The 13,824-nt window shown below is 68.8% G+C and carries 15 protein-coding genes and 1 pseudogene; 11 read left to right on the top strand and 5 right to left on the bottom strand.

The window, feature by feature from the left end:
- Nucleotides 1-252 precede the first annotated feature (252 nt).
- The 9 genes from A5771_RS09110 to A5771_RS09070 all read left to right on the top strand — a co-directional run bounded on the left by A5771_RS09110 (nt 253) and on the right by A5771_RS09070 (nt 6,073).
- Nucleotides 253-789, top strand: coding sequence for a hypothetical protein (locus A5771_RS09110; protein ID WP_064854899.1), 537 nt, complete (start codon nt 253-255; stop codon nt 787-789).
- A 123-nt stretch (nt 790-912) separates the two neighbouring features.
- Complete coding sequence (locus tag A5771_RS09105; RefSeq protein WP_064854898.1) at nt 913-1,602, top strand: TMEM165/GDT1 family protein; 690 nt, start codon at nt 913-915, stop codon at nt 1,600-1,602.
- Between the two features lie 338 nt (nt 1,603-1,940).
- The gene (locus tag A5771_RS09100) at nt 1,941-2,339 is read left to right on the top strand and encodes a helix-turn-helix domain-containing protein (RefSeq protein ID WP_064854897.1); all 399 of its coding nucleotides are present in this window, start codon (nt 1,941-1,943) and stop codon (nt 2,337-2,339) included.
- Nucleotides 2,340-2,405: 66 nt separating this feature from the next.
- Nucleotides 2,406-3,068, top strand: a complete 663-nt coding sequence (locus A5771_RS09095) for a DUF6474 family protein (protein ID WP_064854896.1) — start codon at nt 2,406-2,408, stop codon at nt 3,066-3,068.
- Complete coding sequence (locus tag A5771_RS09090; protein WP_064854895.1) at nt 3,065-3,745, top strand: YcnI family protein; 681 nt, start codon at nt 3,065-3,067, stop codon at nt 3,743-3,745. Before A5771_RS09095 ends, A5771_RS09090 begins: the two co-directional genes overlap by 4 nt.
- Nucleotides 3,742-4,290, top strand: a complete 549-nt coding sequence (locus tag A5771_RS09085) for a copper resistance CopC family protein (protein ID WP_064854894.1) — start codon at nt 3,742-3,744, stop codon at nt 4,288-4,290. Before A5771_RS09090 ends, A5771_RS09085 begins: the two co-directional genes overlap by 4 nt.
- Nucleotides 4,291-4,393: 103 nt before the next feature.
- A complete protein-coding gene (locus A5771_RS09080; RefSeq protein ID WP_064854893.1) occupies nt 4,394-4,870 on the top strand; it encodes a hypothetical protein in 477 nt (158 codons plus the stop codon).
- Nucleotides 4,871-4,874: 4 nt separating this feature from the next.
- On the top strand, nt 4,875-5,348 hold the full coding sequence (rraA, locus tag A5771_RS09075; RefSeq protein WP_064854892.1) for a ribonuclease E activity regulator RraA: 474 nt from the start codon (nt 4,875-4,877) through the stop codon (nt 5,346-5,348).
- 5 nt (nt 5,349-5,353) lie between these two features.
- Entirely contained in the window at nt 5,354-6,073 is a 720-nt protein-coding gene (locus tag A5771_RS09070) for a YggS family pyridoxal phosphate-dependent enzyme (protein ID WP_064854891.1), read from the top strand.
- Here the strand turns inward: A5771_RS09070 and A5771_RS09065 are convergent.
- Together A5771_RS09065 and A5771_RS09060 are read right to left on the bottom strand one after the other, a co-directional pair.
- Nucleotides 6,070-7,629 carry an HNH endonuclease signature motif containing protein gene (locus A5771_RS09065; protein WP_064854890.1) on the bottom strand — a complete coding sequence of 520 codons (1,560 nt, stop codon included), beginning with the start codon at nt 7,627-7,629 and terminating at the stop codon, nt 6,070-6,072. The genes A5771_RS09070 and A5771_RS09065 overlap by 4 nt on opposite strands.
- Nucleotides 7,630-7,713: 84 nt before the next feature.
- Nucleotides 7,714-9,192 (bottom strand): flavin-containing monooxygenase, encoded by a 1,479-nt coding sequence (locus tag A5771_RS09060; protein ID WP_064854889.1) that lies wholly within the window; start codon nt 9,190-9,192, stop codon nt 7,714-7,716.
- Between the two features lie 76 nt (nt 9,193-9,268).
- Here A5771_RS09060 and A5771_RS09055 point away from each other — a divergent pair, with 76 nt between their 5' ends.
- Entirely contained in the window at nt 9,269-9,904 is a 636-nt protein-coding gene (locus tag A5771_RS09055) for a TetR/AcrR family transcriptional regulator (RefSeq protein WP_064854888.1), read from the top strand.
- 7 nt (nt 9,905-9,911) lie between these two features.
- Here the strand turns inward: A5771_RS09055 and A5771_RS09050 are convergent, their stop codons facing one another.
- Entirely contained in the window at nt 9,912-10,337 is a 426-nt protein-coding gene (locus tag A5771_RS09050; RefSeq protein WP_064854900.1) for a hypothetical protein, read from the bottom strand.
- A 145-nt stretch (nt 10,338-10,482) separates the two neighbouring features.
- Here A5771_RS09050 and A5771_RS09045 point away from each other — a divergent pair, with 145 nt between their 5' ends.
- Entirely contained in the window at nt 10,483-11,349 is an 867-nt protein-coding gene (locus A5771_RS09045; protein WP_064854887.1) for an LLM class F420-dependent oxidoreductase, read from the top strand.
- Nucleotides 11,350-11,741: 392 nt separating this feature from the next.
- Here the strand turns inward: A5771_RS09045 and A5771_RS09040 are convergent, their stop codons facing one another.
- The gene (locus tag A5771_RS09040) at nt 11,742-13,193 is read right to left on the bottom strand and encodes a glutamate synthase subunit beta (RefSeq protein WP_064854886.1); all 1,452 of its coding nucleotides are present in this window, start codon (nt 13,191-13,193) and stop codon (nt 11,742-11,744) included.
- Nucleotides 13,186-13,824 (bottom strand): annotated as a pseudogene (locus A5771_RS09035) (glutamate synthase subunit alpha); the annotation flags it as partial. The gene A5771_RS09040 and the pseudogene A5771_RS09035, both read right to left, overlap by 8 nt.

Genomic DNA, 13,824 nt, shown 5'->3' with positions numbered 1-13,824 from the left:
GGCCGGGCCTCCAGGGGGGGTGCGGGCCGGCCGCCGGCCGCGCCCCCCCCCCCCCCCCCGGGGGTTCTCCCCCCGGCGCCCCCGGGGGGGGGGCGGGGGGGGGGGGCGCCCCCCCGCTGTGCTTTCCTCACCGATTCGTTATCCACCGCGTCGCCGTGTCCGCTTGCACGCGCACGCCGGCTGTCGCATGCTCCCAGTCAACCCACCCGCTGAAATGCGAGCAGGCGAGCCAAAAGTCGCGGAGGGTGTGCGATGGAGACGACAGGGTCCGGCCGGGCGATCGAAGTCGCCCCGTTTCATTCCCGCGGCGAACTACACGGATTCGTGGTCTTCGGCCGCTGGCCCGATTCCACCAAGGAGTGGGCGCAACTGCTCAGCATCGCCGTCCGGGTAGCCTCGCTGCCCGGATTGCTGGCCACCACAACGGTGTTCGGTACGCGCGAGGAACTCCCCGATAACCCGGGGCCGGGCACCGTCGGATTGCTGATGGCCGAAGGGACCGTTTCCGGCGAATCCGCGATCGCGCCGGGATATTTCGCCGCCCATCAGCCCTCTGCGCTGCTGATGCTGCACCCGCCCTCGGAAACCATTCCCTCGTTGCCGGAGTGCCGGGGCGCGGCGTCGGGATGTGTGCTGCTGCCCGGCCTGCCCTATCTGGGCCTGGAACATCGGGCGGCCTGGGTCGAAGCCGAATCCGATGGCACCGTCACGTCGATGGTGAGCCGTGTCGGCGTCGATCCGGTCCGGCATCCCGATACGGCGATTCTGGCTATGCTCCTTGCCGCATAAGGCAATTCGAATCGAAAGATCCCCCTGCCGGATCATTGGATTCGGGACCCCGAAAACCCGGACAGCGCTGGCGGCGGCGCCGGGCAGTCACTAACCTCGGCAGCTGACGAAAGGTCGTCTTGCATGCTCGCCGCCATGCTGATCAGTCTGGGAGTGGTCTTCCTGGCTGAGCTCGGCGACAAATCGCAGCTGATCACCATGACCTACGCCCTGCGGCACCGCTGGTGGGTGGTGTTGAGCGGGGTGGCGATCGCCGCGTTCGCGGTGCACGGCATTTCGGTGACCGTCGGGCACTTTCTGGGACTGACATTGCCGGCGCGGCCTATCGCCGCCGTGGCCGGGGTGGCGTTCATCGGTTTCGCCGCGTGGACGTGGCGGGAGGGCAAGAACGCCGTATCCGACGACGGGCCGGTTCGTGAGCCGCGGTTCGTGCTGCTGGCAGTGGTGTCCTCGGTGCTGCTGGCCGAGCTAGGCGACAAGACGATGCTGGCGACGGTGGCACTGGCCAGTGACCTCAGCTGGCTCGGGGTGTGGCTCGGTGCGACGGCCGGCATGGTGCTGGCCGACGCGGTGGCGATCGGCGTCGGGATGGTGCTGCACCGCCAGCTGCCCGAACACCTGCTGCACGGCGCGGCCGGCCTGCTGTTCCTGGCGTTCGGTCTGTGGATGCTCCTCGACGAGGCGCTGGGTTGGCGCCCGGCAGCCATCGCCTCGATCGCCGGGGTGATGGTGGCGGCGTTCGCGGCAGCGCTGCGGCGGGCCGCCCTGCGCCGGCGCGAACACCCCGCCGGAGACGAATCCACCGCCCGGTAGCAAATACTCCAGGCGACTCTGCGTGCGGGGCGAACTTCACTTCGCCGGAGGGGCGTCCGGGGCCGAGGACCGGCAGTCGACTCGGCGACGGCGCCGGGCAACCGCCGCGAATGATGCAATTGTGCTTGGTACACCACATAACTGCGGTCCCAACGGCCGGTACGACCGACAAATGAACCGCGCCGAGTTACACCGAACATCAAGATCGGATTCCCAGCGGAATCACCCTTGGTTGTGTGGGTATCTATGGCTACGATGATCAGCAAATCATCAGACGTGACGGCTCCCCCCTCGCCGAGCGCCTGTCGACCGCTTGCCGACCCCGGGAGGTCTTATCGATGAGCGCGACTTTCGCTGTCCGCTTGAACCGCCTCTTCGAGGTGGTGTATCCGCCCGGACGCGGGCCACACACCTCCGCCGAGGTGATCGCGGCACTCAAAGCGGAGGGCATCACGATGTCGGCTCCCTATCTGTCCCAGCTCCGCTCGGGAAACCGGACGAACCCGTCGGCGGCCACCATGGCCGCGCTGGCCAATTTCTTCCGGATCAAACCGGCGTTCTTCACCGACGACGACTACTACGCCAAGCTGGATGCCGAACTGGCCTGGCTGGACAGCGTCCGCGACTCCGGGGTGCGCCGCATCGCGACCCAGGTCGTCGGGCTGTCCCCCGAGGCCCAGCAGGACATCCTGGACCGGATCGATGAGCTGCGCCGCAAGGAGCACCTCAGCGCCTGAGGCGCCGGCACCGCGATTAGGGTGGCGCAGATAGGTTCCAGCGAGACACCGGGGAGGCGGCCGCGAATGGGCCTGTTCAGAAAACGCAAGAGCCGCGCGACCCGGCGTGCCGAGGCGCGGGCGCTGAAGGCCGGGGCCCGACTCGAGGCTCGGCTGGCCGCCAAGGGCGAGGCGAAACGCTTCAAAGCCGCCCAGCGCGCTGACGCCCGAGCACTGAAAGCCCAGATCAAGTCCGACCGGGACCGCGACCGCGCCACGCTCAAGGCGGCCGAAAGTCAACTGAAGGCGGCCCGCGACGGCAAGCTGCTGTCCGCGGCCCGGATCCGCCGGACCCTGGTGGTATCACGGATGCTGGCGCCGATCGTGGTGCCGCTGGCATATCGGGCCGCCATGGCGATCCGCGGCCTGATCGATGAACAGCGGGCCGCCCGGCTCGGGGTGCCGCTGGCACGCATCGGCGACTTCTCCGGGAAGCAGGAAGCCCGGCTCTCCGCACGGATCGCCGGGGCGGAGAAGACGCTGCGCCTGGTGGCCGAGCGCAAACCCAAAGACGCCGAGACCCGGCAGTTCGTCACCGCGATCACCGCCCGGCTGAGCGACCTGGCCACCGCGGTGACCGCCATCGAGACCATGCCGGTGGAACGGCGTCGGGCCGCCTCCGCCGCGATCAGCGAGCAGCTCGACGGAATCGATGCCGATCTGATGGCCCGGCTGGGGCTGCCGTCATGAGCGCCCGGATCCGCGCGGGCGCGCTGGCCGCGGCCGTCGCCGTCGCCGCCTCGATCGCCGGCACCGCACCGGCCTGGGCGCATGTGCACGCCAGCAGCCCGGGCGCGGTGCGCGGCGGCGTCGCGATGGTCACCTTCGAGGTGCCGAACGAATCGCCGACCGGTTCTGCCACAACGGAACTCACCGTGACGCTGCCGGACGTGGCGTCGGCGCGCACCGAGACCACGCCGGGCTGGACGGCCCGCTTGGACCGCGACGCCAAGACCGGAGCGGTGCGCTCGGTGACCTGGACGGCCGACGCCGGCGGCATCGGCGCCGACCAGTTCGGTCTGTTCCGGATCGCGATGAAGCTGCCCGACGCCGAGACGGTCGACTTCCCGTCGGCGCAGCGCTACGCCGACGGCACCGTGGTGCGCTGGGATCAGCCGCCCCCGCCCGGCGGCGGCGAGGCGGCACGCCCGGTGCCCACGCTGCACCTGGCGACCGGTCCGGCCTCAGCACCCGAACACCACGGTCAGCACCCGCCGCCGGCGGTCTCTGCCGGTCCGGCGCAGCCGGCCGAGTCCGAGGCCGGCGGGGCCCACCACGCCGACAATGCGGCCCGGCTGCTCGGTGGCGCCGCGCTGCTGGTCGCCGCGCTGGCCGCCACGATCGCGCTGGGCCGGCGGCGAGCATGACCGGGGCCGTGCGGGTCGCACTGGCGGGGATGTTCGCCCTGGCCGCGTTGTTGTCGCCGGTGGCGCCTCCCGGGGTCGCCGCCGCGCACGCGGTGCTGGTCTCGGCCGATCCGGCCGGCGGCGCCGAGCTGTCGCACGGCCCGCAACGTGTCAGCGCCACCTTCAACGAGCAGCTGCAGACCAGCTTTGCAGCCATGACGGTGGTCGGGCCGGACGGGCACCTGTGGTCCACCGGCGAAACACAGGTCCAGGGCGCGGTCGCCAGCGTTGCCGTGCGCCCGCTCGGCCCGGTCGGCACCTACACCGTCCACTACCGGGTCACCTCCGCCGATGGTCACGTGGTGTCCGGTTCGTGGCCGTTCCGGCTGACGGTGGCCGGCACCGGCGAACCCGGCCCGGCGGTGACCGACCACGGCGAGGCACCGCCCCCGATACCCCGACGCGACGCCGAGCCCGCGGGTGACGACCTGCCGATTTGGCCGTTCGTGGCCGGCGCGGTGGCGCTCGTCGGGGCAGGTCTATGGCTGAATAGGCACCGATCTTGATCGCTGCCCACCTCCTGACCGCAGGCGGATGCTGGCATGATGGGCGAAGTTGCCGGTGCCGCCGACTTGATCTGAGACGAGAACCCGCCAGAGGAGCTGCCGTATGACCGAGCCACAGGACCAGCCCGACCACGAATCCGCCGCTGCACCCGAGCCCGCCGAGCCGACTCTGCCAGCCGAACCGGCTGGGGCCGACGCCGCCCCGCCGTCCCCGCCGATCGTGCCGGCTGAGTCCGACCGGCCCGCCGAGCCGCCCGCCAAGAAGGCGGCCAAGAAGGCCCCGGCGAAGAAGGCCCCGGCCAAAAAGGCGCCCGCGAAGAAGGCACCGGCCAAAAAGGCACCCGCACCGGCACCCGCTCCCGCGCCGAGCCCCGTCGCCAGCAATGGCGCGGGCAAGCTCGCCGATGGCGCCAAAGAAACGGCCGCTCAGGCCAAGTCGACGGTCGAGGCGGCCCGCAACCCGCTCGCCCCGTCGGGATCGCCGTCTGGCCAGTCGCCGGCGGCGATGCTGGCCGCCGGCATCCTCGGCCTGCTCGGATTGCTGCTGATCCGCCGGCTGATCCGCGCCCGCCGCGGCTGAGCCCTTGAACGCAGGCTTTCGGCCCACCGCCGACCTGGTCGACGACATCGGCGCCGGCGTGCGCAGTTGCGACCTGCAGTTCCGCCAACTCGGCGGCCGCACCGAGTTCGCCGGCCGGATCAGCACGGTCCGCTGCTTCCAAGACAACGCGCTGATCAAGTCGGTGCTGGCGCAGCCGGGCGACGGCGGAGTGCTGGTGATCGACGGAGCCGGCTCGCTGCATACCGCGCTGGTCGGTGACGTGATCGCCGAGCTGGCCCGCAGCAACGGGTGGGCCGGGCTGATCGTGCACGGCGCCGTGCGCGACGCCGCGACGCTGCGCACGCTCGACATCGGCATCAAGGCGCTGGGCACCAATCCCCGCAAGAGCACCAAGACCGGTGCCGGCGAACGCGACGTCGTCGTCGAACTCGGCGGCATCGCTTTCGTGCCGGGCGAGACCGCCTACAGCGACGACGACGGCATCGTCGTCGTCTAACGCCGATGGACGACGGCCTGCGGGCGCGCTGGGAACGGCTCCGGGACCGAGTCGATGACGCCTGCCGCGCCGCCGGACGGGATCCCGGCGAGGTCACCGTGCTGCCGGTGAGCAAGACCTTCGGTCCGGAGGTGATCCGGGAAGCCGTCGGCCTGGGATTGCACCGGTTCGGCGAGAACAAAGTCCAGGAGATCCGCGACAAGCACGAGCCGCTGGCCGACTGCGGGATCGACTGGGTGATGATCGGGCACCTGCAGACCAACAAGGCCGGCGTGGTGGCGCAACTGGCCGCCGAGGTGCAGTCGCTGGACCGGCCCAAGCTGGCCGCGGCACTGGAGAAGCACCTGCACGCCCAGAACCGGGTCATCGACGTGCTGGTGCAGGTCAAGACCTCAGACGAGCCGAGCAAGTACGGCCTGGATCCCGAGCAGCTGCCGGCATTCCTCGACGAGCTGGGCGGCTACCCCACGCTGCGGGTGCGGGGATTGATGACGCTGGCCATCAACACCTCCGACGCCGACGTCGTCCGCGGCTGTTTTCGCCGGTTGCGGCAGCTGCGGGACGACGCCGCCGCCCGCGGCCACGATCTGCCGCGGCTGTCGATGGGGATGAGCGGGGACTTCCCGCTGGCGATCGCCGAGGGCGCCACCGAGGTGCGGATCGGCACCGCGATCTTCGGCGCCCGGCCCTACCCCGACTCCTACTACTGGCCCGAGCGCAGCTAGCCGTCGTCGGGGTAGCCGTACTGGCGCGCGAGCTCGCCGTAGTCGCTGGTGTCGTAGCTGCGCATGAGGCTTTCGAGGGCTTCGTCGAAGCCGGGTTCGCCGGGTTGGGGTTCGTCGAGCTCGGGCCAGTCCGGTGGTGGTTCCGGATCGGGTACATCATCGTCGGGTTCGCGGCAGCGGATCGTGTGGTGGTAGTCGATGACCGATTCGATGAAGTGAAACGGGTTGGCTCGGGGCTGGCCGTGGTCGAGTTTGGGCGGTGGGATCCATTCGACCCGGCCCGTCTCGCCGAGCCGGGTGGTCCAGCCCTGCTCGCTGGCCATCCGATTGTCCGGCGCGCAGGCCAGGGCCAGGGAGTCCACATCTGTCTGCCCGTTGCGGGCCCAATCGTCATCGAGGTGATGGGCTTGGCTCAAGTACCCGGAGACGGTACAGCCCGGCCGGGTGCAGCCCCGGTCGCGGGCGTGCAGCACGATGCGCTGATCCGCCGAAGCAAGTCGCTTGGAGCGGCCCAGCCACAACGCCCGACCCTGGCCGTCGAAGATCGTCAAATAGTTGTAAGCGTGCGAAGCCATCCGCAGCAGATCACCCATCGGCAACAAGCTGCCGCCGGCGGTGTGGGCTTTACCGGCGGCGGCCTGCAACTGGTCCAGAGTGGCCGAGACGATCACCGTGACCGGTAGGCCGTTGAGCTGCCCGAGATCCCCGCAAGCCAGAGTGGCCCGCAAGGCGGCCAACAGTGCATCGTGCTGGCGCTGATCGCGGGTGCGGTGATCCTGCTCGATCTGCTCTTGCAATGGTGTGCCAGACACGCAGGGCTTCTCATCGGCACTGTTGCACACCCCCGGTGCGCCGAGTTTGGCCAGCACCGGCTCCATGGTCGCTCGCAACTCCGGGGTGATCGTGCCACTGAGGCTGCTCATCCCGTCGGGGCGTTGCGGTCCCAGTCGCAGCCCGCGCCGGGCTTGGCGTTCCCGGTCGTCGGGCTCGTCGCCGTCTTGATCCAGCACCGCGATCAGGTGAACGGCCAGGCGTTGAAAGGTCTCCGGGGCGAACAAGGTGGCCAGCTCCGCCAGATCACGCTCGGCGCGCTCGCGATCGGCCACCGGCACCCCGGCGGGGATCTTTGCCATCGCCGTGCGGGCGATCGCCACCTGCTCCGGGCCGACCTGTCCAGCAGCCTGGGCCGCCGCCAACGCCGGCAGTACCGGTTCCAGGGGTTCACCGGTCATCGCGGTGCGCGGGCCCAACTCAGCGGCTTCATCGATGCGCCGCCGGGCGTCTTTCGTGCTGATCCGCAACCGCTCCGACAGCGCCTTGGCCAGCGAGCACCCCGCCAACACCTCCGAATGCCCCTCGGCCACCAGACGGGCCAGGATCTGGTGATCGATCACCGGCACCTGCCACGCCAAGGCTTCGCGGCGGGCCAGCACCTCCACCAACTCCTCCGGGCTCAACCCATCAAACGAGCACCGCGCCAACTGGGCATGAGCCGCCTCGGCCACATCGAGACACTCCATGATGGTGTCCCGATCCGCCAGCGCATCCCTACCCATACTTCGAACATTAGTTCGACAGTCCGACAGAAACCGGCCCGATTCACACCCCAGAATTTAAGAAATCAATGAGGAATCGGGGCGCTACGCGCTGACCGCCACTCGGTGCTTGCTGAACCGCAGCGACTTCTCGTCGACCCGGCCGTAACGGATCAGCCGCAGGTCCAGCAGGTAGTTCTGCTTGAGCCGCCAGGGAGCCTCCGACCCGGACCGCGGCAGGGTGTCCATCGCCCGGCGGAAATAGCCCGGGCTGAAGTCCATGAACGGCTCTTCCTTCACGGCGGCGCCGGGGTGCTGCGGCTCGACCCGGTCGAAGCCGTGCTCGTCCATGTAGTTGAGCACCCGGCAGACGAACTCCGAGACCAGGTCGGCCTTGAGCGTCCACGACGCGTTGGTGTAGCCGAAGGTCACCGCGGCGTTGGGCACGCCCGAGAACATCAGGCCCTTGTAGGTCATGGTCTTGGGCAGGTCGATCGGCTCACCGTTGCGCAGCAGCGTCGCACCGCCCAGCAGCTGCATATTCAAGCCGGTCGCGGTGATGATGATGTCGGCCTCAAGCTCTTGGCCCGAGTTCAGCCGGATTCCGGCCTTGGTGAACGTCTCGATGGTGTCGGTGACCACATCGGCCTTGCCGTCGCGGATGGTCTTGAACAGATCACCGTTGGGCGCCAGGCACAACCGCTCATCCCACGGGTTGTAGCGCGGCCCGAAGTGCTTGTCGACGTCGTAGCCTTCCGGCAGCCTGTGCTTGGCCATCGTCATCAGTGTCTTGCGCATGTACTTCGGGAACTTCTGGGACAGCTGGTACTGGGCGGTGCTGAACCCGATGGCCTTCCAGCGGTTGACGAAGTGTGCGAGTTTGGTCGGCAGGAACCGGTTGGCCTGCACGGCGATCGGGTCCACCAACGGCAGCGCCCCGACGTAGGTCGGCGAGCGCTGCAGCATGGTGACGTGCCCGGCGCCGGAGTTGGCCAGCGCGGGAATCAACGTCACCGCGGTGGCACCGGAGCCGATCACCACGATCTTCTTGCCGGCGTAGTCCAGGTCCTCGGGCCAGTGCTGCGGGTGCACGATGATGCCGCCGTCCGCGGTGAAGTCTTCCGAGCCCGGGAACTCCGGCGAGTAGCCCTCGTCGTAGTTGTAGTAGCCGCTGCAGGCGAACACGAACGACGCGGTGATCTGCTCTTGTTCGCCGTTGTTGTCGACGGTGACCATCCACTGATTGTCGGCGTCGGACCAGTCGGCGGCGACCACCTTGTGCCGGTAGCGGATCTTCTTGTCGATGCCGTTCTCGACGGCGGCTTCGTTGATGTAGTTCCAGATGTCGGCGCCGTCGGCGATCGAGTGGGCCGAGCGCCACGGCTTGAACCGGAAGCCGAGGGTGAACATGTCGGAGTCCGAGCGGATGCCCGGGTACTTGAACAGATCCCAGGTGCCACCGAGGTCGTCGCGGCGCTCCAGGATCGCGTAGCTCTTGTTCGGGCAGCGGTTCTGCAGGTGCCAGGCCGCGCTGATGCCGGAGATGCCGGCGCCGACGATCACAACATCGAGATGTTCAGTCATGGCGACAGGTTATCAACGGGGTGTCGAGGCAGTCAACACCCTGTTGACTTATTCGACGTCGTGTAAAGTAGCGGCCATGGCCAGCCCCAATGCGACCCGACATGGACGCCGCGCGACACGGCCGTCCGGCGACGACCGGGAGCTGGCGATCCTGTCCACCGCCGAACGACTGCTCGAGCAGCGGCCGCTGGCCGAGATCTCCGTCGACGACCTGGCCAAGGGCGCCGGGATCTCCCGGCCCACCTTCTACTTCTATTTCAAGTCCAAAGACGCGGTGCTGCTCTCCCTGCTGGAGCCGCTGATCGCGGCCGCCGACTCGGAGTTCGTCGGGGCGGTGCAGCGGCTGCCGACCGACCCGCGCCGAATCTGGCGCAGCGGCATCAAGGCGTTCTTCATCGCATTCAGCTCGCATCGGGCGATCGCCCGGGCCGGCACCGAGGCGCTGGCGACCAGCCCGGAATTCAAGGCGATGTGGAACGGCTTCATGGGCAGATGGATCGAACAGACCGCGACGATGATCACCGCCGAGCGAGAGCGCGGCGCTGCGCCGCACACCATCCCCGCGCTGGACCTGGCGACCTCGCTGAATCAGATGAACGAGCGCACCATGATGGCCGCTCTGGTCGCCGAGGAACCGTCGGTCGCCCACGACCGGGTGGTCGACACGCTGACTCACATCTGGGTCAGCAGCATCTACGGCGAAGCACTGTAAGCCGGCGTCAGAACTCGCCGACGCCGAAACCGGCCAGCAGCACCGCGAAACCGCCGATCTCCCCGACGATGAGCAACACCATGCCCACCTTCAACAGCGGGCCGGCCTTCTCGAACTGGTTGGTGGTGTCGCGCAACGCGCCGTGCAGCATGTAGCTGCCGATCGCGGTGACGAAGAAGTACACCATCACCATCGCCGCGGTCATGTTCACCCAGGTCGGCCAGCCGCTGAGCTCGACGAACACCGCGACCAGCAGCGTGGCGAAGGAGTACAGCAGCGCCGCCCGGTGGGCGATGTCGACATAGATGTGGGCCTGATGGTTCTCCGAGGTGGCGATCTGCTGGTACTTCCACACACCCAGCAGCAGGGCCAGCAGGAAGATCAGCCCCGCCGCCAGCAGAGTCACCTTGGTGTCGATACCCAGTGTCACCATGTCCACGTCTGGGAGCCTATCGGGCGCTGCGTTTCCCCCGCTCGCAGTCCCCCAGAGGGGGCACCCCCAGCGAAAGCCCCCAAATCGGGCCGTCAATGGGGGCTTTCGCGTCTGTTCGCGCTGGGAACGCGCTAACGTCGGCGGGATGCGCTTCGCGTTCAAGACCTCCCCGCAGAACACCACCTGGGCCGACATGCTGGCCGTCTGGCAAGCCGCCGACGACATCGACGTCTACGAATCCGGCTGGACCTTCGACCACTTCTACCCGATCTTCACCGACTCGACCGGGCCGTGCCTGGAGGGCTGGACGACGCTCACTGCGCTGGCCCAGGCCACCACCCGGCTGCGGCTGGGCACCTTGGTCACCGGCATCCACTACCGTCATCCCGCCGTGTTGGCCAATATGGCCGCCGCGCTCGACATCATCTCCGGCGGCCGGCTGGAGTTGGGCATCGGCGCGGGATGGAACGAGGAGGAGTCCGGCGACTACGGGATCGAGTTGGGCACCCTCCGCGAGCGCTTCGATCGCTTCGAGGAAGCCTGCGAAGTCCTGGTCAGCCTGTTGAGCACCGAGACCACCACCTTCTCGGGCACCTACTACCAACTGGACAACGCCCGCAACGAGCCCAAGGGACCGCAACGCCCGCACCCGCCGATCTGCATCGGCGGCAGCGGGGAGAAGCGCACCCTGAAGATCACCGCGCGCTACGCCCAGCATTGGAACTTCGTCGGGGGCACCCCGGCCGAGTTCGCCCGCAAGCGCGACGTGCTGGCCGGTCACTGCGCCGACATCGGCCGCGACCCGGGCGAGATCACCCTGTCGGCGCATCTGCGCCTGGACCCCGACCGTGACTACCGCAAGGTGGTCGAGGACGCCGCAGCGCTCGGCGCCGAGGGCCTAGACCTGGCGATCGTCTATCTACCGGTGCCCTATGACCCGGCGGTGCTCGAACCGTTGGCTGAAGCGATCCGCGATTCCGGGCTGTGGAAGCCGGGCGGCCCCGGCGCATGAGCCTTCCGCGCCCGGATAACACCCAGCAAACTTTTCAGGCGCAGTGCCCGGTGAAGCCCCGGAGAACCTAGGTCGCGTAGCGCAGCAGTTCGTCGGCCGTGATCAGGCGCTCGTGCTTAGCCGGAAACTCACGGCTGCGGCGCGGATACCGCAGCAATGACCAGGCCATTCGGCCCATCCGGTATCGATATATCGGGTTGACGTACACGGTGAAAAACCCCCGCCCCGGTTCGGACCAGATTGGAATAACGCGGACCGGGTCAACAGACTGTTAACGCGGCGCACATTGCGGACTATTAGACACTGCTGCGGTGGGCAAACAACACCCGACGCGCCGGAATGTGATACAGAAGTTACTTAAGTGACCATTGCGGTTCCGGCCCGACGCTGCCTCAGTGGATCGGTGCCGCCGTCGGCGTGACCGGGAACGGCAGCGCCGTCTCGCCCATCAGGTACCGATCGACGCCCGCCGCGGCGGCACGGCCCTCGGCGATCGCCCAGACGATCAGGGACTGCCCACGCCCCATGTCGCCGGCGACGTAGACACCCGGCACACCGGTGGCGAAGTCCTCATCGCGTGCCACGGTACCGCGGGCGGTGAACTCCACGCCCAGATCACTCAGCAGCGCCGACCGTTCCGCGCCGACGAACCCCATCGCCAGCAACACCAGGTCGGCTTCGAGTTCGAATTCGGTGCCATCCACCTTTTCGAACGCGCCGTTACGCCGGCGCACCTCGTGGGCCCGCAATCCGGTGACCCGACCGTCGCGGCCGAGGAACTCCTCGGTGTTGACCGAGAACACCCGGTCGCCGCCCTCCTCGTGCGCCGCCGAGGTCCGCATCACCAGCGGATACATCGGCCACGGCGTGGACGGGTCACGGGTCTCCGGTGGACGCGGCATGATCTCGAACTGGTGCACGCAGGTGCCGCCCTGGCGGTGCACGGTGCCCAGGCAGTCCGCACCGGTGTCGCCGCCGCCGATGATGATCACCTTCTTGCCGTGCGCGGTGATCGGCGGCTCGGACAGGTCCCCGGCCTGCACCCGGTTGGCCCACGGCAGGTACTCCATCGCCTGGTGGATGCCGTCGAGCTCCCGGCCGGGGATCGGCAGGTCACGCCAGGCGGTGGCGCCGCCGGCCAGCACCACGGCATCGAAGTCGCCGCGCAGCTGGTCGGCCGTCACATCCACGCCCACATTCACGCCGGTCCGGAACTCCGTGCCCTCGCCGGCCATCTGTTCCAGCCGCCGGTCCACGATGCGCTTCTCCATCTTGAATTCCGGGATGCCGTAGCGCAGCAGCCCACCGATGCGGTCGTCACGCTCGAAGACCGTCACCACGTGCCCGGCCCGGGTGAGCTGCTGGGCGGCGGCCAGCCCGGCCGGCCCGGAGCCCACCACCGCGACCGTCTTGCCGGTTCGGACCGACGGCGGGATCGGTTGCGCCCAGCCCTCGGCGAAGCCGCGCTCGACGATCTCGTATTCGATCTGCTTGATCGTCACCGGCGGTTGGTTGATGCCCAGCACGCAGGCCGGCTCGCACGGGGCCGGGCAGAGCCGCCCGGTGAAGTCCGGGAAATTGTTGGTGGCGTGCAGCCGGTCGAACGCGTCACGCCAGCGCCCGGTGCGGACCAGGTCGTTCCATTCCGGGATCAGGTTGCCCAGCGGACAGCCGGTGTGGCAGAACGGGATACCGCAGTCCATGCAGCGCCCGGCCTGCTCGCGCAGGCTGTCCTCGGCGAAGTCCTGATAAACCTCGTTCCAGTCGCCCACCCGCTCGGCGACGGGGCGGCGCGACGGCAGAACGCGCAGCGGGAATTTGAGGAAGCCTTTCGGGTCAGCCATGAGCCGCCGCCATGATCGCCTCGTTCGGGTCGGCGCCGCTCGCCTTCGCCTCGGCCACCGCGGCGAGCACCCGCCGGTAGTCGCGCGGCATCACCTTGACGAAGTGGTGACGATGGGTTTCCCAGTCGGCCAGGATGGCCTGCGCGGGTGCGGAGTCGGTGGCCTCGGCGTGGGCGGCCAGGATGCCGCGCAGCCAGCTGATGTCGTCGCCGTCGAAATCATCGAAGGAATCCAGCTCCACCATGTCGGTATTGAGCCGGCCCGGAAGTTCGGCGTTCGGGTCGTACACGTAAGCGATTCCTCCCGACATCCCGGCGGCGAAGTTGCGTCCGGTGCGCCCCAGCACCACCACTTTGCCGCCCGTCATGTACTCGCAGCCGTGGTCGCCGACGCCCTCCACCACAGCGTGCGCCCCGGAGTTGCGCACCGCGAACCGTTCGCCGACGATCCCGCGCAGGAACACCTGACCGCTGGTGGCGCCGAACAGGATCACGTTGCCGCCGATGATGTTGTCCTCGGCGACGTAACCGCCGGGTGCATCGGTCGGTGGGTGGGGGGGGCGACCGCCCCCCCCCCCGCGACAGGGGGCCAAAAAAATTGGGGGGCCCGCACCCCCCCCCGGGGGCCCGGG

Origin of the sequence: Mycolicibacter sinensis, assembly GCF_001667375.1 — a bacterium.
Lineage (GTDB): Bacteria > Actinomycetota > Actinomycetes > Mycobacteriales > Mycobacteriaceae > Mycobacterium > Mycobacterium sinense_A.
This window is presented reverse-complemented; position numbering and strand designations above follow the sequence as displayed.